Raw genomic sequence first — 22,917 nt, forward strand, 5'->3', positions numbered from 1 at the left:
AAACCCGGAACAGGATGAGTTTAAATAATTATGAATCTAATTTATTTTTTATGCTTGTATTAATTTAGTTAGGTCAAATTTTAGCTAGATTAAATATACCCACATCTTTTTAAATAACCCTACAACAAATTAATTGATAGCGTGAATTTATTTAGAAAATTGATTTGAAAGTGTTTAATGCAAAACAATGCTTGCCTTTTTTTAGAGAGGTAAATAAAAAAGTGGAAATAAAAATAGTGCCTTTAAGTAAAATTATTTTCAGAAATTATTTTAGCTTGTTCATTGTCAGTCTGATTTTGGCTTGTAGCAGCACAATCAATGCCCAAATGTTTAAGCATATTGAGTCTTTTGCTGGCTTTAGTGGACTTGAAGAAAATAATGGTGTGGCTATAGCCGATTATGACCAAGACGGTGACCTTGATATTTTTGTGGTTGCTAGAGCAATGGATGTTGATGGAGTTTCCAACAGTAAGAGTAGATTGTTTAGCAATAATAACGATGGAACTTTCACTGATATGACTGAAGCTTCAGGATTGGTAAATCTATACCCTTATAATAGTTTAGTCAAAGTAAGTAGCGCTCTACAAGGTTTTAAATACGGGGCTTTTTGGGGAGACTATGATAATGATGGTTATCCTGATTTGTTCATGACCCATTTATATAAGATTCAGTTATTTCATAATGAGGGGAATGGCTCTTTTAAAGAGGTTACTTTTGAAGCTACATCCTATGGACAAGGATGTGCAAATACTGATGCTACCTGGTTTGATTATAATAACGACGGGTTCTTAGATATTCATATTTCAGAATGGGAGACTAGTTGTAGAGGAAATCGGTTATACAAGAATAATGGAGACGGTACTTTTACTAATGTTAGTAATTTGTTTCCCATAGGCATTACCAACAAACGCTCTTACCAAAGTATACCCTTTGATTTCAATAATGATGGCTGGTTGGATTTATATGTGGCCAATGATTCTTATACAAACAAATTGTTTATTAATTACCAAGGCGACGACTTTGTAGAGAACTCCAATGAGTTTGGACTTGATCATGCTACAACCGATATGGGAATGGCTTTTGGAGATTATAATAATGATGGATTTTTCGATTTGTTTGTTACTGCAATTAGAGATAATGTACTCTATGAAAATAATGGTGATAATACCTTTGTGGATAAGGGTAAAACTTTTGGTCTTCATAGCACTGATTGGGCTTGGGATACAAATTTTTCTGATTTTGATTTAGACCGAGATGAAGATTTATATATCGTCAATGGGTTTCATTCCTATTATCAAAATAGGTATTTTGAGAATTTACTAAGCCAAAATGAAGTTGGTTTTACAGATAGTTCCCAAAAGACAGGATTGGGAGAGTTAACTGAAAGTGTGGGTGCTGGTATTTTTGATTATGATAATGATGGTGATTTGGATATTTTTCTTTCAAACAACGACAAGCCATCTTATTTTTATGAGAACATCACCACCGATTTTGCAAATCCTACAGAGAACTTTCACTGGTTTAAAATAAAGCTAGAAGGCACGGTCTCCAACCGCGACGCGATTGGGACGAAGGTCTCGATACACACGGCTAGTGGTTGGTTGCATAGGTATTTCACTGGTAAGGGCTTTTTGTCACAGAACCTGGTGCCGGTTCATTTTGGATTGGGTGCGGATGCCGAGGTTCAGGAGCTGAAGATTTCCTGGCCGTCCGGTATCATTGACATATATTATGACCTGCCGGTGGACAAGCTCATCAAGGCGAGGGAGGGTGAAAGCTTTGAGATTATAGATCAATCGCCCAGTATTAAAACCTATGGCTGTACGGATCCAAACTCCTGTAACTACAACCCCAATGCTGTGGTCAGTACGGGCACCTGTATTTATTTACAGACCAGTAACATAACTGGAAAGATTAGGACGCTGAAGAACAGCATTGAGCTCTACACTTACCCTTTAAAAGAAGGCTATATATTGAACTGGCAGGTCACGGGTGGTCAGATTGTGAACACCCAGGAAGATAATGGTATCGTAGTGCAATGGGGCACAGGGGAAACGGGGATTATAACGCTTTTGGAGTCAAACGGCACCTGTTCAAGCGAGCCATTGGAACTGGTCGTTACCTTGCTTGACGAAGAATCAAGTGGCAATGAGCATTCCGTTGCCAGGCTATGGAATGAGACACTGCTGAGCCTTATCCGTAAGGATTATGCTCGCCCGACGGTACACGCAAGGAACCTGTTCCACACGGGCATTGCTATGTACGATGCTTGGGCCCTATACGATGCCAAAGCCTCTCCTTATCTTATAGGCAATGAGGTGCATGGTTTCCAGAGCGGTTTTCAGGGGTTTTCAACCACCGAGGACGTTATAGAGGCAAGGAATAAGACAATCAGCTATGCGGCCTACAGGCTACTATCGGAGCGATTTAGCCAATCACCGAGCCCAGCGCTGTCCAAGAGTATCCTGGATGTGGCCATGGCTAGCCTAGGTTATGACACGGGTTATGAATCAATTGACTACAGTTCGGGTGACCCCGGTGCATTGGGAAATTTTATAGCTGCCGAGATTATTGCCTATGGTCTACAGGATAACTCCAATGAAGTTGGCCATTACCAGAACGAATATTACGAGCCGGTCAATGAGCCCTTAGTACTCAATAATCCTGGTGTGAACGACATCACACAGATAGACCCCAACAGGTGGCAGCCATTGAGTTTTGATACCTTTATAGACCAAAGTGGGAATGTGATTGAAGGCAAGACTCCTGCCTTTTTGAGTCCTGAATGGGGCAACGTTTATCCTTTCTCACTAAAGAAAGAGGATAGGATAACCTATACCAGGGATGGTGATGTGTATCAAGTTTATCATGACCCAGGTACACCGCCAACAGTCTCGAGCGATGATTACAAATGGGCCTTTTCATTGGTGAGCAAATGGAGTTCTCAGCTGGATCCCACAGATGGGGTGTTCTGGGACATTTCCCCGAATACCATTGGCAATATTCAGTTCGATCAACTGCCACAGCAGTTTTCCGATTACAAGGACTTTTATAAGGAGGCAGAGGGCGGCGATATCGGCACAGGCCGTTCCATGAACCCATACACACAAGCGCCATACGATGAACAGTTGGTGCCAAGAGGTGACTATGCCAGGGTATTGGCCGAGTTCTGGGCAGACGGACCTGATTCGGAGACGCCACCTGGCCACTGGTTCACGATATTAAACTATGTGAACGACCACGAGCTTTTCGAGAAGCGGTTCCATGGAGAGGGGGACATCCTTCCCGATCTTGAGTGGGACGTGAAGGCATATTTTCTACTAGGGGGAGCGATGCATGACGTGGCAATAACTTCATGGGCAATCAAGGGCTGGTACGATTACATTCGGCCGATTTCTGCCATACGGTACATGTGTGCGAAGGGGCAGTGTACTAATCCTTCAGGGAAGCACTATGACGCATTGGGCATACCGTTGAAGACGGGTTATATTGAGATTATAGAGGTAGGCGACCCCTTGGCGGGCGACAGCAACGAGAACGTTGGAAAGATAAAGCTGTATTCTTGGAAAGGTCATGACTATATAGTAGACCCTGTTGTGGACGAAGCTGGCGTTGGCTGGATATTGGCGGAGGACTGGTGGCCTTACCAGAGGCCATCGTTTGTAACACCCCCTTTTGCAGGTTATGTCTCAGGTCACTCAACCTATTCCCGGGCTGCCGCTGTGGTGATGACTATGCTTACGGGCGATGAGTACTTTCCCGGGGGTATTGGGGAATTTGTTGCCAAGAAGAATGAGTTCCTGGTGTTCGAGGAAGGCCCCTCAATGGACGTAAAATTACAATGGGCCACATACAGGGACGCATCGGACCAGTGTAGTTTGTCAAGGATTTGGGGTGGCATTCATCCGCCACTAGATGACATTCCGGGGCGTATAATCGGCGAAAAGATAGGTAAGGATGCATATGACTTCGGTGTGAGGTTCTTCGAGGGACTACAGAAACCAACAATAATAGCGGAAGCAGAGGTTAAAGTTTACCCAAACCCTATCCGCAAGGCCTCTGAAGAATTGTTCGTTACAGGTGCAACCTTGGAAGACTCCATCCTGCTTTTCGATATCAACGGCAGACTTCTTCAGCTGCTCTCAAGGGAATACAATCAGGATAATGGGACCACCAGGCTAATATTTCCAGTGGCCATGGCTACTGGCATGTACATCCTTAGAGTGAATAACCATTCGTTAAAAATAATGGTGACGAGCAATTAAAGAATAATTGCTTTAAGGCCAATTGGAAAAATTCATTTTAAAAATTCAGTTTGAATTTGATGATTAATTTTAAATTATTTTTGAGACTTCTTTATTTTAAAAAGAGTGATATTTATTTATCTAAATGCTTATTTAATTTTGATAATAAGTAGATTTTTTAATTATATATTTTGATTAATTTTAAAAAAATTCTCTTTTTTATGAGTATATTCAAAAAATAATATCAAATTATATTAAAGATGTTTTTTTTGATTATTTTGCAAGTGTATATTTTACACTTTTAAACATCTTTTCTGAAATTGTATAGGTAAATCAATAAATAATAACTATAAGTCAATGGTCAAGTCTAAATTTAAAATTGTTTTTGTGAGAGTTTTGTCGGTCTCTTTGATGTTTACATTATCTCTTTATTCGCAGATTGAAAGTACAACAATTAAAATAAGCTCAGATGAGAAGGCACCAATTATTAGTAAACATATCTATGGGCATTTTGCTGAACATTTAGGAAGATCTGTTTATGACGGATTTTATGTAGGAGAAGATAGTTCAATACCAAACACAAATGGTATTAGAAATGATATTATCGATGCCCTTAAAGGATTGAAGACACCTAATTTGCGTTGGCCTGGAGGCTGTTTCGCCGATGAGTACCACTGGAAAGATGGTGTAGGCCCAAAGCAGGACAGACCTGTTATAATAAATACGCATTGGGGTCAGGTAGAAGAAGATAATAGCTTTGGAACCCATGAATTCTTAAAATTATGCGAGTTATTAGATGCTGAACCTTATTTGGCAGGCAATGTGGGAAGTGGAACGGTTGAAGAACTGAACGATTGGGTTGAGTATTGCAATTACGATGGAAACACAGACATGGCCAAATGGAGAAAGGCTAACGGGCAAGAAGAACCATGGCGTGTTAAATACTGGGGCATTGGCAATGAGAGTTGGGGTTGTGGTGGTAACATGACACCTGAATATTTCGCTAACTTGTATAGGCAATATGCAACTTATGCTAGAAGTTATCCAGGTTCTAGTGTCAAAAGAATTGCCTCAGGAGCTGATGCAGACAATTATCATTGGACCGAAGTTATGATGAAGGATGTGCCCCATTGGATGATGTGGGGACTTTCACTTCATTATTACACACGTACAGGATGGCCGCCTTCAGGTTCTGCTACAAAATTTGACGAATCAGATTATTTCCTTATCATGAAACAATGTTTAAAGACAAGTGAAATTTTGGATACGCATATCTCAATTATGGATAAGTATGACCCTAGAAAAAGAGTTGCTTTGGTAGTGGACGAATGGGGGAGCTGGTATGCCGTTGAGGAAGGAACAAATCCAGGGTTTGCGTACCAACAAAATTCAATGCGTGATGCTATGATTGCTGGTATTTCATTAAATATGTTTAATGAAAGAGCCGATAGAATTAAAATGGCCAATTTGGCACAAGCGGTAAATGTGTTACAAGCTGTAATTTTAACTGATGGTGAAAAAATGCTTTTGACACCTACCTATCACGTCATGAAAATGTATGCAGCTCATCAAGACTCAAAGCTTTTGCCTGTTTCTTTTGAATCACCTAAATATACTTTTAACGGAGAATCACTTCCTGCGATATCAGCTTCAGCTTCAAAAGATAAAAATGGCTTGGTCCATATATCTTTGGTTAATATCGATTCTCAAAAAGAAAATGTAGTTGAGATTGATTGTGGTGAATTAGGAGTAGAAGGTTTTACAGGAACCGTAGTAGCTTCAAAGAAATTACAAGATCACAATAGTTTTGACAATCCTGGCAAAATTGCTGTTGGGGAATTCAAGGATTTTAAATTCAAAAAAGGAAAACTTTCTATTACAATTCCTCCGTTTTCTGTAGTTATGGTAGAAGGAAAATAAATCAGTTATGAATAAAGTATTCGTCTCATTATTGGCTTCATTTATTTGTTTTGCTTGCGGTTCCAGTAAAAGTAAGGGAAGTTTTTCGGCTACAGATGGCTTAAAATTTAATAACCCAATAATCACCGAGAAATACACGGCTGATGCAGCTGCAATTGTGTATGATGGAAAGGTGTATTTATACGCCGGTCATGATCAAGCGCCAAATGATGTTAATGCATACAGAATGCATGAGTGGTTAGTGTATTCATCACCAGATATGATACATTGGACCGAACATCCAGTACCGTTAAAACCAACTGATTTTAAATGGGCTTCCGGCAGTGCTTGGGCTTCTCAAGTTATAGAAAAAGATGGAAAGTTCTATTGGTATGTTACTGTTGAGCATGGAAGTATTCACGGCAAGGCAATTGGAGTTGCGGTTTCAGATAGTCCAATTGGGCCATTTGAAGATGCTATTGGTAAAGCATTGATTACAAATAACATGACTACCCAAACGAAAATTAGTTGGGACGATATAGACCCAACGGTTTGGATTGATAATGATGGGCAGGCTTATTTGTTTTGGGGAAATACTGTTTGCAAATACGCCAAGTTAAAACCCAATATGATTGAGTTGGATGGTCCAATTATGACCATTGATTTACCAAATTTTACCGAAGCTCCTTGGATTCATAAAAAAGGCGATTGGTACTATCTATCTTATGCTTACCAGTTTCCAGAAAAAATAGCTTATGCCATGAGTAAATCCATTAATGGTCCATGGGAGTTTAGAGGAATATTAAATGAAGTAGCAGGAAATAGTAACACAAACCATCAAGCCATTATTGAGTTTAAAGGGAAGGATTATTTTATCTATCACAATGGTTCCATCCCTACTCATGGAGGAAGTTTTAGGCGTTCGGTATGTGTAGACAGACTTTACTATAATGAAGACGGCACCATGAAACGTGTTATCATGACATCTGAGGGTATTCAAGAATAATTAAAATTATGAAACTACTCCGCCTGATATTTTTTTCCTTTCTTCCTTTATTTGGCTTATCATTAACCGCACAAAACATTCGCGTACACGACCCTGTGGTCATTAAACAAGGAGACACCTTTTATTTATATTGCACGGGTAGAGGAATTGACTGTTACAGTTCAAAAGATTTAAAAAATTGGGAAAAGGAACCATCTGTATTCTCCGAAAAGCCAGAGTGGACGGATACTGTTGTGCCTGGATTCAGAAATCATATCTGGGCTCCAGACATTTCTTTTCATAACAATACTTATTATTTGTATTATTCAGTTTCAGCATTTGCCAAAAATACCTCTGCCATTGGTGTGGCCACAAATGTTACCTTAAATCCAAAGGATGAAAACTATAGATGGATAGACCATGGCATTGTTATTCAATCTATTCCAAATCGGGATTTATGGAATGCAATAGACCCCAATTTGGTTTTTGATGAAAATAATATCCCTTGGTTGTCGTTCGGTTCTTTTTGGGATGGTCTTAAAATCGTTAAACTAAATTCAGATTTAAAATCTATTGCAGAACCTCAAGAATGGCATACTATTGCAAGGAGAGAGCGTAGTTTTGAATTGAAAGATACTAATCCTGGAGATGCGGCTTTAGAAGCACCCTTTATTTTCAAAAAGAATGGGTATTATTATTTGTTCTTGTCTTGGGATTTATGCTGTAGAGGAAAAAATAGCACTTACAAAGTAGTTGTGGGACGTTCTGATAAGGCAACAGGCCCGTATTATGATAAAGATGGAAAATCTTTATTTGAAGGAGGAGGAACTTTGGTAGCTGAAGGAAATGAAAATTGGTTTGGCGTTGGTCATAATAGCACCTACACCTTTAATGATAAGGATTATATGTTTTATCACGGTTATGATGCCCACGATAATGGTAGGCCAAAATTGATTGTGTCTGAACTTGACTGGGATGATGAACTATGGCCACTGGTAAAACCAACGATTAAACAACACGATTAAATAACAACTAAAAATGAAACTATTAAAACATTTGCCAATTATTGCTTCGTCGCTTGTGCTATTAAATTGTGTAGCAGATAAAAAAGATATTGCTGATAAACAGGAGGCAAAACCTGGCTATCAAATTGAGTCTGTTGATATTCAGCATGTAAAGGTAACCGATGAATTCTGGCTGCCAATCATTAAAAGAGTTCAGGAAAAAACGATAGAATATGCTATAGCTAAATGTCAAGAAGAAGGCCGTTTGGATAATTTTTTGATTGCTGGTGGGCAGATGGAGGGTGAAGTAAAAGGTGAAATGCCTTTTGATGATACCGATGTTTATAAAATTATTGAAGGAGCATCAAATTCATTGATTAGTGCGCCAAATCAAGAGTTGGAAACCGTACTGGATTCCTTGATTGGCATCATAAAAGTTGGTCAAGAACCAGATGGCTATTTAACCACTTGGCGAACTATAAACCCCGCTAAACCATCAGCCGCTTGGGTTGAGGTAAAGGAAGGAAAGCGATGGGAGTCTTTATTTATGAGCCATGAACTCTACAATGCTGGGCATTTATATGAAGCAGCAGCAGTACATTACAAAGCTACCGGAAAACGAAGTTTTTTGGATATTGCTTTGAAAAACGCTGATTTAATGGTGAAAACCTTTGGTGATGGAGAGCATAAAATTTCTGCTGTTCCAGGGCATCAAATCATTGAGACAGGCTTGATAAAACTCTATCAAATTACAGGCAAGGAAGATTATTTAACCCTAGCTAAATACTTTTTGGATAACAGAGGAAACCCAGAAAACCATAAATTGTTTGGTCCATATTCCCAAGATCATATTCCTGTTATAGACCAAGATGAGGTTGTTGGGCACGCGGTTAGGGCAGTATATATGTACGCAGCCATGACAGATATTGCAGCTATTCAAAAAGATACTTTGTATGCCAGTGCGGTCAACAAATTATGGAACAATATGGTGGGCAAAAAAATGTACATTACTGGAGGTATAGGAGCAAAACATGATGGTGAAGCTTTTGGTAAAAACTATGAATTGCCAAACCTTACCGCGTATAACGAAACTTGTGCCGCTATTGGCGATGTGTATTGGAACCACAGACTACACAATCTATATGGTGATGTAAAATATTTTGATGTGATTGAACGCACTTTGTATAATGGATTAATTTCTGGTCTGTCATTAGATGGCACAAATTTTTTCTACCCAAATGCTTTAGAATCTGATGGTGTCTACAAATCCAATCGAGGATCATGCACCCGCCAAGCTTGGTTTGATTGTTCGTGTTGCCCAACCAATGTCATTCGCTTTGTGCCCTCTATTCCTGGTTTGATTTATTCCAAAGGAGACAATACGATTTATGTCAACTTGTATGCTTCTAGCCATGCAGATATTGATTTAAAAGGTGAAAAAGTAAAAGTTTCCCAAGAAACTTCATATCCATGGAATGGAAAAATTAATATAATTGTAGAAGCTAATTCAGAACTGACAATGAAATTTCGAGTTCCTGGTTGGAGCAGAAATGAGGTGTTGCCGAGCGACCTATATTCATACGACAATGCTTCACAAGATCTACCGACACTATCAATAAATGGTGAAAAAGTTGATGCCTCAGTTAAAGATGGCTATTTTGAAGTTACAAGAAGTTGGAAGACCGATGATAAAATTGTGATCAACTTACCAATGGAGGTAAGAACGGTAAAAGCCAATGAAAAAGTTGAAGAAGACAGAGGAAAATTATCTTTGGAATATGGCCCAATTGTATATGCTGTTGAGGAAGTGGACAACCCAAATTTTGATGATATTACAGTATCATCTTCAGATGAGTTTACTGTTCAAAAGGAATCTATACTTGAAGGCGTAAACACCATTGCAAACGATAAATTAAAAGCTATTCCTTATTATGCTTGGTCTAACCGAGGTGTAAACAAAATGAAAGTTTGGCTTCCAAAAGCCGAATAGGTTTCTCAAAAAGTAAAAGAACTAAAAATGTTAATAAATAAGTTCATTTTTAAAGCCATATTTGTTCTAGGTTTCTTCTTTTTTCAATTTGAAGCAAGCGCTCAAGATGGACCTGTTGAAATTCAGATTGATGCAAATGAAGAGCTTGGGCCAATGAAACCCATTTGGGCGTGGTGGGGCTATGATGAGCCTAACTACACCTATATGAAAGATGGTAAAAAACTGCTTTCGGAAATAGCGTCTTTAAGTCCTGTTCCTGTTTTTGTGCGCGCCCATAGTTTGTTGGTTACTGGTGAAGGTACGCATGCCCTTAAATGGGGTTCCACAAACGCATATACCGAAGATGAACACGGTAACCCTATTTACGATTGGACCATTGTTGACAAAATATTCGATACCTATATTGAACGAGGCATGAAACCTTTTGCTCAAATTGGGTTTATGCCAAAAGCCTTATCCTCAAAACCAGAACCATATAGACATTATTGGAAACCAGGGGCAGCTTATAATAATATCTATACAGGTTGGGCTTATCCACCGAAGGATTATAAAAAATGGGCAGAGTTGGTTTATCAGTGGGTGAAACATTCTATTGAACGATATGGAAAGGAAGATGTGGAAAGTTGGTACTGGGAACTGTGGAATGAACCAAATATTGGATATTGGCAAGGCACGACAGAAGAATACATTAAACTTTACGATTACACTGCCGATGCCGTAAAACGAGCATTGCCGACTGCAAAAATGGGTGGTCCAGAAGTTACTGGTCCCGCTTGGGATAAATCGGAGGAATTCTTACGTACATTTTTGGACCATGTTAAAAGTGGAAAAAACTATGTGACGGGTAAAACAGGTTCGCCGCTTGATTTTATAACCTTTCATGCCAAAGGAAGTCCAAAAGTGGTTGATGGTTTTGTTCAAATGAATATGGGTGCACAGCTACGGGACATTAGCAAAGGTTTTGAAATTGTGGCTTCTTACCCAGAATTTAAACATTTGCCTATTATCATTGGAGAGTCAGACCCTGAAGGATGTGCCGCGTGTTCCGAGGCAGATTATCCTCATAATGCGTATAGAAATGGCACCATGTATGCCAGTTATACGGCTGCATCATTTTCTAGAAAATACGAATTGGCAGACCATTACGGTGTTAATCTTTTGGGTGCAGTTACTTGGGGTTTTGAATTTGAAAACCAGCCTTGGTATGCAGGTTTTAGGGATATGGCCACCAACGGTGTTGATAAACCCGTGTTAAATGTTTTTAGAATGTTTGGCTTGATGGAAGGCCAGAGAATTAAAGTAAATCAAGAAAATCTAGATTATAACTTTATAAAAGTAAGGGATGAAAGTGTTAGAGGTGTAAACCCCGATATAAACGCCATTGCTTCAAAAACGAATAATTCAATAGCTATAATGGTTTGGAACTATCATGATATTAATGATTTGGATGTGCCTGCATCAACAGTAAAACTAACAATTGATAATATCCCTGCAAACAAAGTGTTGATAAACCATTTCAGGGTAGACCAAGAGCTGAGCAATTCTTACACCCTTTGGAAAAAAATGGGTTCACCCCAAAATCCTTCACCAGAACAAATTCAAAGCCTTGAGAAAGCAGGGCATTTGCACTTATTTACATCCCCGGAGTGGAAAAATATAGGAAAGGGAAAAACAACGCTTGAAGTTGAATTGCCAAGACAAGCAATATCGTTAATTACGCTGAGCTATTAATTCCTAGAATAGATAAACCAACTAAAACAATTAAACTAAAAAAATACCCATGAAGAAATCAATTTTAAAACATGTCATTTTAACCGCTACAGTTCTTGCTGCAGGTTTTTATGGTTGCAAAGATAATGCTGATAAATTAACTGCAGTCGATGAAAATAGTGCATCAAATGAAACAGCAAATTTGGTTGTCAATCTAGCTGATACTGGAATTAAAATTGAACCTACCATGTATGGGATTTTCTTCGAGGATATAAATTTTGCCGCCGATGGTGGTTTATACGCAGAAATGATTAAGAATCGTTCGTTCGAATTTACTTTGCCTAAAATGGGTTGGTTAGAGCCAAATAGTGACAGACATAAGTACAACAAGGGATCTGGTTTTTTAAGTCCGATGAAATATCCTGGCGAAACTACCAATCATAATTATGCCCGTGTTGAAGTTAAAGGCCCGGATTATGAATTGATTAATGAAGGATTCAGGGGTATGGGAATTAAAAAAGATGCCAAGTACAACCTTACTATAGATGCTAAAAAGGTGAGTGGAGACATCCAAAAAATCAACTTTCAGTTTATAGCTGAAAATGGAGTAGAGGTTGGCAAAACATCAATAACGCCAGAAACTACTGGTTGGAAAAGCTACGAAGCGCAATTAACGGCTACAAATACGGTGATGAAAGCAAAGCTTAAAATTACTTTTGAAGGCACCGGAACAATTGATTTAGATATGGTTTCGCTTTTTCCAGAAGATACTTGGAAAGGAAGAAAAAAAGGATTGCGTAAAGATATAGTTGAGTTGTTGGACGGATTAAATCCTGGATTTTTAAGATTTCCTGGTGGGTGCATAGTTGAGGGAAGAACCTTGGAAAGAAGGTATCAATGGAAAAAAACTGTTGGAGATATAGAAGATAGAGAGATTTTGGTAAACCGTTGGAATACGGAGTTTTCACACCGTTTAACACCAGATTATTACCAAAGTTTCGGATTAGGTTTTTTTGAGTATTTCCAATTGTCTGAAGATTTAGGAGCAGAGCCTCTGCCAATTTTAAGCTGTGGTATAGCTTGCCAGTTTAATACAGGTGAGCTGGTGCCAATGGATCAATTAGACCCTTATGTTCAAGATGCTCTAGATTTAATTGAATTTGCTAATGGGAGCACCGCAACTACTTGGGGAAAATTACGTGCTGATATGGGGCATCCTGAACCGTTTAATTTGAAATATATTGGTATTGGCAATGAGCAATGGGGGCCTGCATTTATAGAGCGTTATAAAGTTTTTCACAAAGCCATTAAGGCACAATATCCTGAAATCAAGATTGTATCGGGAAGTGGACCTTTTCCAGAAGGCGATTATTTTGAATATGGTTGGGAAGAACTCAAAAAACTAAATGTAGAGATTGTTGACGAACATTATTATAAACCACCAAGTTGGTTTAGAGAAAATGCAACCAGATATGATAGTTATGATAGAAAAGGGCCAAAAGTTTTTGCGGGTGAATATGCTGCGCAAAGTGTTGCCATTGCAAGTCCAGAGAACAAAAACAACTGGGAATGTGCATTGTCTGAAGCAGCATTTATGACAGGTTTAGAGCGTAATGCCGAGGTAGTTACGTTAACGTCTTATGCACCTTTAATGGCACATGCAGATGGCTGGCAATGGACGCCAGACATGATTTGGTTCAATAATTTAAAATCTTATGGAACACCAAATTATTACGTTCAAAAGCTATATGGCAATAACCCTGGAACAGATTTATTGTCTATCACAGAAAATGAAAAACCTTTAACAGGACAACACAGTTTGTATGCTTCGGCTGTTAAAGATGCCCACACCAATGAGTTAATAATTAAAGTGGTAAATACAAGTGATGGAAAACAAACTGTTGATATTTCTGCGATAGGTAGTAATTTTGCAGGAAGAGGAACTATAACAACCTTAAGACATGATGATTTATCTTCCGAAAATTCCTTCGATAACCCTCAGAATATAAATTTATATGATGTAGATTTTCAAGTTAAAGATGGAAAAATTGAACTAGAGCTTCAAAGTCAGTCCATGAATGTAATTAAAATTAAAATTTAAAAGTGTAAATTTTACACTTATAAAAATAAATTACTATATTTGTACGCTTTAATTAATTACGAAATGCAACATCTTTTATAAAATTTGTTATCAAAGACTGATTTTGATAGAGATGATGCATGTGACCTTTGAAAACCAATTAAACTTAAACGCATGAAAAAATACACAATAGGGATGGATTTCGGTTCAGATTCTGTACGGGCATTGCTGGTAGATACTGGTACCGGTGAAGAATTAGCTACCTCGGTTCATTACTATGCTAGATGGAAGGAAGGAAAATATTGTGAACCTTCAAAGAATAAATTCAGACAGCACCCTTTAGATTATATCGAGGGGATAGAAAACACGATTAAATCTGTTTTAAGTGAGGTTGATGCAGATGTTGTAAACAATATTGTTGGAATTGGAATCGATACTACAGGCTCAACTCCAGTAGCTGTAGACAAAACAGGAACGCCTTTAGCCCTCTTAAATGGTTTTGAGGAAAATCCAAATGCTATGTTTGTGCTTTGGAAAGACCACACAGGTATTAAGGAGGCTGATGAAATCAACGAACTTTGTAAAAAATGGGATATTGATTATTCACAATACGAAGGTGGCATTTATTCTTCAGAATGGTTTTGGTCAAAAATACTGCATGTTTCAAGAGCAGATAAAAGCATTTTAGATGCTGCTTACTCTTGGGTAGAGCATTGTGATTGGGTACCATTTTTATTGACAGGAGGAACAGATATAACAGAAATGAAGCGTAGCCGCTGTGCTGCTGGACATAAAGCATTATGGCATGAATCTTTTGGTGGTTTGCCACCAAATGAGTTTTTTGTGGCCTTAGATCCTATTTTAGATGGATTGAAAGACAGATTATTCACAGAAACTTACACATCAGATGTTTCTGCGGGTACCTTATCAGAAGAATGGGCAAATCGTTTAGGTTTACCTCAATCCGTTGTGGTAGCCGTTGGTGCTTTTGATGCGCACATGGGAGCTGTTGGTGTAAATATCGAGCCTTACTTTTTAACTAAAATTATGGGAACTTCCACTTGCGATATTTTGGTAGCACCAAAACAGCAAGAAGAACATTTGGTAAAAGGTATTTGCGGACAAGTAGATGGATCTGTGATTCCAGATATGTTAGGTCTTGAGGCTGGGCAATCTGCTTTCGGGGATATTTATGCTTGGTATAATCGTTTATTGGCTTGGCCAATTAAGGAACTTATTGGGAATTCAACGTTAATAGATGATGCAACTAAAGCAAAGTTAGTTGAAGAAGCTTTAGATAACTTAATCCCTAAATTAAGTGAAGCAGCAGCAAAAGAGCCCATTGGTGCTTCAGGTGAATTAGCATTAGATTGGATGAACGGAAGAAGAACTCCAGATGCCAATCAGAATTTAAAAGGTGTTATTTCTGGAATAAATTTAGGAAGCACCTCGCCAAAAGTATTTAGGGCTTTGGTAGAATCTTCTTGTTTTGGTGCAAAGAAAATTGCAGATAGGTTTATCAGTGAAGGCATTCCAATCAAAGGCGTTATTGCTTTGGGAGGTATTGCAAAAAAATCATCGTTCATCATGCAAATGATGGCTGATGTATTAAATATGCCTATAAAAGTTGTTAAATCTGAACAAGCTTGTGCTTTAGGTGCTGCAGTTTTTGGAGCCGTAGCAGCCAATAATTATAAAGATACTTTTGAAGCTATGGAAAATATGGCAAGCCCATTTGAAACGGTTTACGAACCAAACCAAGCAAATGTTCCTGTTTATCAAAAAGTATATGAGCGTTACAGTGAATTGGCTGTAACCATGGAAAATCACATTATGAAAAACTTATAAGATGAGTAAATATAAAGATTTAAAACAGGAATGCTACGAAGCAAATATGCAGCTAAATGAGCTTAATTTAGTGGTATATACTTTTGGAAATGTAAGTGCCGTTCATAGAAAAGATGGTGTTTTCGCCATTAAACCAAGCGGTGTTGCATACGAGGTGTTAAAACCAGAAGATATTGTTATCGTAGATTTTGATAATAATATTATTGAAGGTACTATGCGTCCTTCATCTGATACGAAAACGCATGCTTATCTTTATAAAAATTGGAATGATATTGGCGGAATAGCCCACACACATGCTACTTATTCAGTAGCTTGGGCACAAGCGCAAATGGATATTCCAATTTTTGGAACCACGCATGCAGACCATTTAACTGCAGATATTCCATGTGCACCACCAATGCGCGACGATCTTATTGAAGGGAATTACGAACACAATACAGGCATACAGATTATTGATTGTTTTAATGAAAAAGGCATTTCTCATAAAGAAGTAGAAATGGTGCTTTTAGGCAATCATGGTCCTTTTGCTTGGGGTAAAAATGCTGCAAAAGCAGTTTATAATAGCAAGGTGTTGGAAGTTGTTGCTGAGATGGCTTATCTAACCAGACAGATTAATCCTAACGCACCAAGACTTAAAGATTCATTAATAAAAAAGCATTACGATCGTAAACACGGGGCAAACTCCTACTACGGTCAATAATTAAACTATTCAAAAAATGATAGACATTTCTAAAAAAGAAGTTTGGTTTATTACTGGAAGCCAAGATTTATACGGCCCAGAAACCTTAAAGCAAGTAGCTGAGAACTCAACCGTTATCGCAAAGGCGTTAAATGACTCTGCATTAATTCCGGTAAATGTTGTTTTTAAACCAACAGTAAAATCTTCAGATGAGATTTTTGAAACTTTAACAGCGGCAAATCAAGAAAAAAATTGCATCGGTATCATTACCTGGATGCATACATTTTCGCCTGCCAAGATGTGGATTAGAGGTTTAACAGCTCTTCAAAAACCAATGTGTCATTTGCATACACAATTCAACAGAGACATCCCTTGGGGAACGATTGATATGGATTTTATGAACTTGAACCAAGCAGCTCACGGTGACCGTGAGTTTGGGTTTATGGTAAGCCGTTTACGTAAAAACAGAAAAGTAGTTGTTGGGCATTGGACGTCTGAAAAAGTTCAAAAACAAATAGGTGATTGGACTCGTGTTGCAGCTGGTTGGGATGATTGGCAAGGAGCAAAATTTGCTCGTTTTGGTGACAACATGCGTTTTGTGGCCGTAACCGATGGTGATAAAGTTGAAGCTGAAACTAAGTTTGGTTTTTCAGTTAATACTTATGGTATTGGTGATTTGGTGGCAGTGATTAATGCCGTTTCAGATGAAGCCGTAAATAAGTTGGTTAAAGAATATGAAGCTTCTTATAAAATGGCAGACTCACTTCTTGAAGGCGGAAAGAATAGACAATCGTTAATCGATGCAGCCCGTATAGAATTAGGTCTAGAGAAATTCTTAGTAGATGGCGGATTTAAAGGCTTTAGTGATACGTTTGAAGACTTGCATGGCATGAAGCAATTACCAGGTATTGCCGTACAGCGTTTGATGCAAAAAGGATATGGTTTTGCTGGTGAAGGAGACTGGAAAACAGCTGCATTAACCCGTGCTATGAAAGTTATGGGTTCAGGTTTGGCAGGTGGTAACGCCTTTATGGAAGATTACACGTATCATTTAGACCCATCAGCACCTAGAGTTTTAGGGTCGCACATGTTGGAGGTAGATCCTGTATTGGCGGCAGATAAACCATCGTGCGAAATCCATCCACTTGGAATTGGAGGAAAGGAAGACCCAGTGCGTTTAGTGTTTAACGGTAAGGCAGGAAATTCCCTAAATGCCGCTTTAATGGATTTTGGTAACCGTTTTAGATTATTGATTAACAAAACAGTTGGAGAGGAAGTTAAGCAAGCTTTGCCTAAATTGCCAGTTGCTAGAGTCATGTGGAAGCCACTTCCAGATTTTGAAACTGCTTGTACAGCTTGGATCTTAGGTGGTGGTGCACATCACACTTGCTATAGCGAAAACATCACTGTGGAACAATTGGAGGACTTTGCTGAAATGGCTGGAATAGAAGCTTTGGTAATTGATGAAAACACCACAATCAGAGATTTCAAGAACACAATAAAAGCCAACGAAGCATACTATATGTTCAAATAGTTAATAACTTACTAAACTAAAGATTATTATGAGAGTTTTTAAACGTTCCTTTTTTTATATTTTGCTTACCGTTTTGGTGGCTTCAAATATTCAATGTAAGAACAACAAACAAGAAAAACCTGCAGAAAACATGGAAGTTTCAGATGAAAATAAAGCAACGATAACCAAGTCTGATTACGGAATTATGCCAGATAGCACGACTGTTGAACAGTACGTTCTTAAAAATGCAAATGGTGTTGAAATGAATGTCATTACTTTTGGGGGAAGAATAACCTCTTTAAAGGTGCCAAATAAAAATGGCGAATTCGAAAATGTGGTTCTAGGCTTTGATAATTTAGATGATTATTTAAAGGACAATCCGTTTTTTGGTGCGTTGATAGGACGTTTTGGAAACCGAATTGCCAAAGGAAAATTCACTTTAAATGGTGAAGAGTACACTCTAGCCACCAATAATGGAGAAAACCATTTGCATGGAGGTGTAGACGGTTATGATCGTGTGGTTTGGACTGCAGAGCCTATAGAAGATGATAAAAACCCAGGGCTAAAGTTGACTTACTTGAGTAAAGATGGTGAAGAAGGGTACCCTGGTAATTTAAATATTACCGTAGTATACACGGTAACCGATGATAACACTTTGGAGGTTGATTATGAAGCCACAACAGATAAAGCTACAGTTATTAACTTAACGCAGCATGCTTATTTTAACTTAACTGGAGATTTCAGCAAAGATATTTTAGACCATGAAGTGGTTATTAATGCCGATGCATTCTTGCCTGTAGATGCTACATTGATTCCTACTGGTGAAATTAGAAAAGTTGAAGGTACACCGTTCGATTTTACAACTGCAAAAACGGTTGGAAAAGAAATTAACGCAGATAATGAGCAACTAAAACTTGGTGGAGGTTATGACCATTGTTGGGTGTTGAACGGAGATAAAGGAACTTTAAGAATGGCTGCTTCGGCTTACGATAAAGGCAGTGGACGTTTGATGGAAATTTTTTCAACAGAGCCTGGCATACAATTCTATACAGGAAATTTTCTTGACGGTACGTTGCCAATGCCTAACGGAGGAACCTATGCGCACAGAACAGGCTTTTGTTTAGAGACACAGCACTACCCAGATTCACCTAACCAAAAGAATTTTCCATCCGTGGTTTTAAACCCAGGTGAAACATATAAAACAAAAACAACTTTTAACTTTTTAACTAAATAATAAACATATGCAACAAGGATTGGGTAATTTAGACTGGATAGTAATTGCCGTATTTGGTGTTTTACTTATTGGAATTATCGTTTGGGTAGTTCGACAAAAACAAGAAGATTCTGCAGATTACTTTCTAGGAGGAAGAGATGCGTCATGGATAGCCATTGGGGCATCTATTTTTGCTTCTAATATCGGTTCAGAACATTTAATAGGATTGGCTGGAGCTGGAGCTTCGAGTGGAATGGCCATGGCCCACTGGGAAATTCAAGGATGGATGATTTTAATTCTGGGCTGGGTTTTCGTTCCATTTTACACACGTAGTATGGTTTATACCATGCCGGAGTTTTTAGAACGTAGGTACAATCCTCAGTCAAGAACTATTTTATCAGTTATTTCATTAATAAGTTACGTTTTAACTAAAGTGGCAGTAACTGTTTATGCAGGAGGCTTGGTATTTCAACAAGTGTTTGGTATTGAAACACTTTGGGGTATCGATTTCTTTTGGATAGCTGCCATTGGTCTTGTTGTGATTACAGCATTATACACCATTTTTGGTGGAATGAAATCAGTACTTTATACTTCTGTACTGCAAACACCTATTTTACTTTTAGGTTCATTGATTATAGTAGTTTTAGGGCTTAAAGAACTTGGTGGTTGGGATCAAATGATTGCAATTACTGATGCTGTTGTTGTTAATGATTACGGCGATAGTATGACAAACCTTATAAGAAGCAATAACGATCCAGATTTTCCTTGGTTAGGAGCCTTATTAGGGTCTGCAATCATTGGTTTTTGGTATTGGTGTACAGACCAGTATATTGTACAAAGAGTGTTATCTGGTAAAAACCTTAAAGAATCAAGAAGAGGAACAATATTTGGTGCTTATTTAAAACTTCTACCAGTATTTTTATTCTTAATTCCAGGGATGATTGCCTTTGCAATCCATCAACAAAACATTGCCGATGGTGGAGCAGGATTCTTGCCATTTTTAGATAATGGTGTTGCCAATGCAGATGCGGCTTTCCCAACTATGGTGGCTAAATTGCTGCCTGCTGGTGTAAAAGGATTGGTGGTATGTGGAATCTTAGCGGCATTGATGAGTTCTTTGGCATCATTGTTTAACTCTTCTGCTATGTTATTTACTATTGATTTTTACAAGAAAATCAGACCAAGTACTTCTGAAAGAAACTTGGTTAGAATAGGTCAAATGGCAACTTTGGTAATCGTTATTTTGGGAATACTTTGGATTCCTATTATGCGTAGTGTTGGTGATGTTCTTTATACTTATTTACAAGATGTTCAATCTGTTTTGGCACCTGGTATTGCTGCTGCATTTTTATTGGGTATTGCATGGAAAAGAACCTCGGCACTTGGAGGTATGTGGGGACTTATCTCCGGTTTAATAGTCGGTCTAACAAGGTTAGGGGCAAAAATCTATTATACTAGTACTCCAGATGCGGCAGATTCAACCTTTAAGTATTTGTTCTATGATCTAAACTGGCTATTCTTCTGTGGTTGGATGTTCTTGTTCTGTGTTATTGTGGTTGTAGCAGTAAGTTTATCAACTGCGGCACCATCTGCAGAAAAGATAAAGGGATTGGTGTTTGGTACTGCTAGTGAAGAACAAATAGCTGAAAATCGCGCAAGCTGGAATTATTGGGATGTTATCCACACGGTAATTATACTTACATTTACTGGAGCATTTTATTGGTATTTCTGGTAGACAAACTATAATCTTAAAAAAAAGGAGGTGTTAACGCCTCCTTTTTTTATTTAAAAACAAGTAGAAGTATTAACAACTTTTTTAAATACATCTATTCAAATTAAATTGAGATGTGAGAATCAATCATATCAAAAACCTAGATTTTGATGATTATCTTCACAAAGTAATTAGTATTATTGCAGAACTGTTTTTTCTAAATATGAAGTTTAAAAACAAAGATTTCAACAAGAGACTGGTAAATGTATACCTTTTAATGATCTGAAATATGCTTCAAATTATTTAAACAGACTGTTCGGAATTCAATTAAAGAAACAAACAAAAAACTAAAAACCAACTAAATAAAACGTAAACTATGAATACACATTTCGAATTTTGGGATTATTTCATTTTTATAGCATACGCCATTCTAATACTTGGTGTTGGCTTATGGGTTTCGAGAGATAAAGAAGGGCATCAAAAAAATGCCGAAGATTATTTTTTGGCCAGTAAATCTTTACCATGGTGGGCTATTGGTGCATCGCTAATTGCTGCAAATATCTCGGCCGAACAATTTATTGGGATGTCGGGTTCAGGTTTTGCATTGGGCTTGGCAATAGCTTCTTATGAGTGGATGGCTGCGGTTACCCTAATTATTGTGGGGAAATACTTTTTGCCAATTTTTATTGAAAAAGAGCTATATACCATACCAGAATTTGTGGAGAAAAGATATTCAACCAATTTGAAAACTATTCTAGCTGTATTTTGGATTGCATTATATGTGTTCGTTAATTTGGCATCTGTTATGTATTTGGGTAGTTTGGCTTTAGAGACCATTATGGGTATACCAATGATATATGGGGTTATTGGCCTGGCATTGTTTGCTGCAGCCTACTCACTATATGGAGGTTTATCTGCGGTGGCCTGGACAGATGTGATACAAGTAGTGTTTTTGGTTTTAGGAGGTTTGGTGACTTCCTATATAGCTTTAAATACTGTATCTAACGGGGAAGGCGTCATAGAAGGGCTTAAAACGGTTTACAATGCTACTCCTGAGCGGTTTGCTATGATATTTGATAAATCTGATGAATATTACGATATGCTACCGGGTATTGGTGTATTAGTTGGAGGATTATGGGTAGCAAATCTATATTATTGGGGTTTCAATCAATATATCATTCAAAGAACATTGGCAGCTAAATCATTAAGGGAGTCTCAAAAGGGTATTTTGTTGGCAGCATTTTTAAAACTAGTCATTCCATTAATTGTTGTTATTCCTGGAATTGCCGCATATGTAATGGTTAATGATCCTGAAATTATGTCAAGATTGGGAGACTCCGTTCAAAATAATTTACCTTCTCTAGGGCAGGCAGATAAAGCCTATCCGTGGTTATTGCAATTTCTACCTACAGGTTTAAAAGGAGTAGCTTTTGCGGCACTTGCGGCGGCAATTGTATCTTCATTGGCCTCTATGTTGAATTCCACGTCTACTATTTTTACAATGGACATTTATAAGCAGTACATTAACCCTAATGCTAGTGATAAAGCGACTGTAGGAGTTGGTAGGTTATCGGCTGCCGTTGCATTGGTGATAGCTGGTATAATGGCTCCCCTTCTTGGAGGTATTGATCAAGCATTTCAATTCATACAAGAATATACAGGTATCGTTAGTCCTGGTATTTTAGCTGTGTTTTTATTGGGATTGTTCTGGAAGAAAACTACAAACAAAGCGGCTATTATTGGTGCGTTGGCATCGATTCCTATAGCCTTATATTTTAAGGTAGCTCCAAATGAATGGTCTACAAGTTCGTTTTTTGTAGATGTTCCTTTCATGGACCAAATGGGATATACGTGTTTGTTGACCATGGGAATCATTGCTTTGGTTAGTTATTCGCAACACCATGGAGTAGATGATGAAAAAGGAATTCCGTTAAAAAAGGAATTGTTTAAAACTAGTCCACTGTTCAACATTGGTTCATTTGCTGTGCTTCTTATTGTAGCAGCATTATATGCTATGTTCTGGAACTAATACCAGTATCTT

13 protein-coding genes are annotated in these 22,917 nt (G+C 38.0%); all 13 read left to right on the plus strand.

Annotation, left to right across the window (positions count from 1 at the left end; genetic code table 11):
• Positions 1–326 precede the first annotated feature (326 nt).
• The 13 genes from WJN01_RS06445 to WJN01_RS06505 all read left to right on the plus strand — a co-directional run bounded on the left by WJN01_RS06445 (position 327) and on the right by WJN01_RS06505 (position 22,905).
• Positions 327–4,265 (plus strand): FG-GAP-like repeat-containing protein, encoded by a 3,939-nt coding sequence (locus WJN01_RS06445; protein WP_445196333.1) that lies wholly within the window; start codon positions 327–329, stop codon positions 4,263–4,265.
• Between the two features lie 390 nt (positions 4,266–4,655).
• Complete coding sequence (locus tag WJN01_RS06450) at positions 4,656–6,164, plus strand: alpha-N-arabinofuranosidase (protein ID WP_445196694.1); 1,509 nt, start codon at positions 4,656–4,658, stop codon at positions 6,162–6,164.
• 7 nt (positions 6,165–6,171) lie between these two features.
• A complete protein-coding gene (locus WJN01_RS06455; protein WP_445196334.1) occupies positions 6,172–7,149 on the plus strand; it encodes a glycoside hydrolase family 43 protein in 978 nt (325 codons plus the stop codon).
• 8 nt (positions 7,150–7,157) lie between these two features.
• On the plus strand, positions 7,158–8,153 hold the full coding sequence (locus WJN01_RS06460) for an arabinan endo-1,5-alpha-L-arabinosidase (protein WP_445196335.1): 996 nt from the start codon (positions 7,158–7,160) through the stop codon (positions 8,151–8,153).
• A gap of 13 nt (positions 8,154–8,166) precedes the next feature.
• Complete coding sequence (locus tag WJN01_RS06465; RefSeq protein ID WP_445196336.1) at positions 8,167–10,122, plus strand: glycoside hydrolase family 127 protein; 1,956 nt, start codon at positions 8,167–8,169, stop codon at positions 10,120–10,122.
• A gap of 27 nt (positions 10,123–10,149) precedes the next feature.
• Positions 10,150–11,853 carry a GH39 family glycosyl hydrolase gene (locus WJN01_RS06470; protein ID WP_445196337.1) on the plus strand — a complete coding sequence of 568 codons (1,704 nt, stop codon included), beginning with the start codon at positions 10,150–10,152 and terminating at the stop codon, positions 11,851–11,853.
• Between the two features lie 49 nt (positions 11,854–11,902).
• Positions 11,903–13,933: an alpha-L-arabinofuranosidase family protein gene (locus WJN01_RS06475; RefSeq protein WP_445196338.1), complete on the plus strand. Its 2,031-nt coding sequence runs from the start codon at positions 11,903–11,905 to the stop codon at positions 13,931–13,933.
• A 153-nt stretch (positions 13,934–14,086) separates the two neighbouring features.
• Positions 14,087–15,760: a ribulokinase gene (locus tag WJN01_RS06480; protein WP_445196339.1), complete on the plus strand. Its 1,674-nt coding sequence runs from the start codon at positions 14,087–14,089 to the stop codon at positions 15,758–15,760.
• Position 15,761: 1 nt separating this feature from the next.
• On the plus strand, positions 15,762–16,460 hold the full coding sequence (locus WJN01_RS06485) for an L-ribulose-5-phosphate 4-epimerase (RefSeq protein WP_445196340.1): 699 nt from the start codon (positions 15,762–15,764) through the stop codon (positions 16,458–16,460).
• A gap of 16 nt (positions 16,461–16,476) precedes the next feature.
• Complete coding sequence (araA, locus tag WJN01_RS06490; protein ID WP_445196341.1) at positions 16,477–17,973, plus strand: L-arabinose isomerase; 1,497 nt, start codon at positions 16,477–16,479, stop codon at positions 17,971–17,973.
• Positions 17,974–18,001: 28 nt separating this feature from the next.
• The gene (locus tag WJN01_RS06495; protein ID WP_445196342.1) at positions 18,002–19,186 is read left to right on the plus strand and encodes an aldose epimerase family protein; all 1,185 of its coding nucleotides are present in this window, start codon (positions 18,002–18,004) and stop codon (positions 19,184–19,186) included.
• Positions 19,187–19,193: 7 nt separating this feature from the next.
• On the plus strand, positions 19,194–20,900 hold the full coding sequence (locus WJN01_RS06500) for a sodium:solute symporter (RefSeq protein WP_445196343.1): 1,707 nt from the start codon (positions 19,194–19,196) through the stop codon (positions 20,898–20,900).
• 352 nt (positions 20,901–21,252) lie between these two features.
• The gene (locus tag WJN01_RS06505) at positions 21,253–22,905 is read left to right on the plus strand and encodes a sodium/sugar symporter (RefSeq protein WP_445196344.1); all 1,653 of its coding nucleotides are present in this window, start codon (positions 21,253–21,255) and stop codon (positions 22,903–22,905) included.
• Positions 22,906–22,917 lie beyond the last annotated feature (12 nt).

Origin of the sequence: Tamlana sedimenti, from assembly GCF_038148895.1 — a bacterium.
Lineage (GTDB): Bacteria > Bacteroidota > Bacteroidia > Flavobacteriales > Flavobacteriaceae > Tamlana.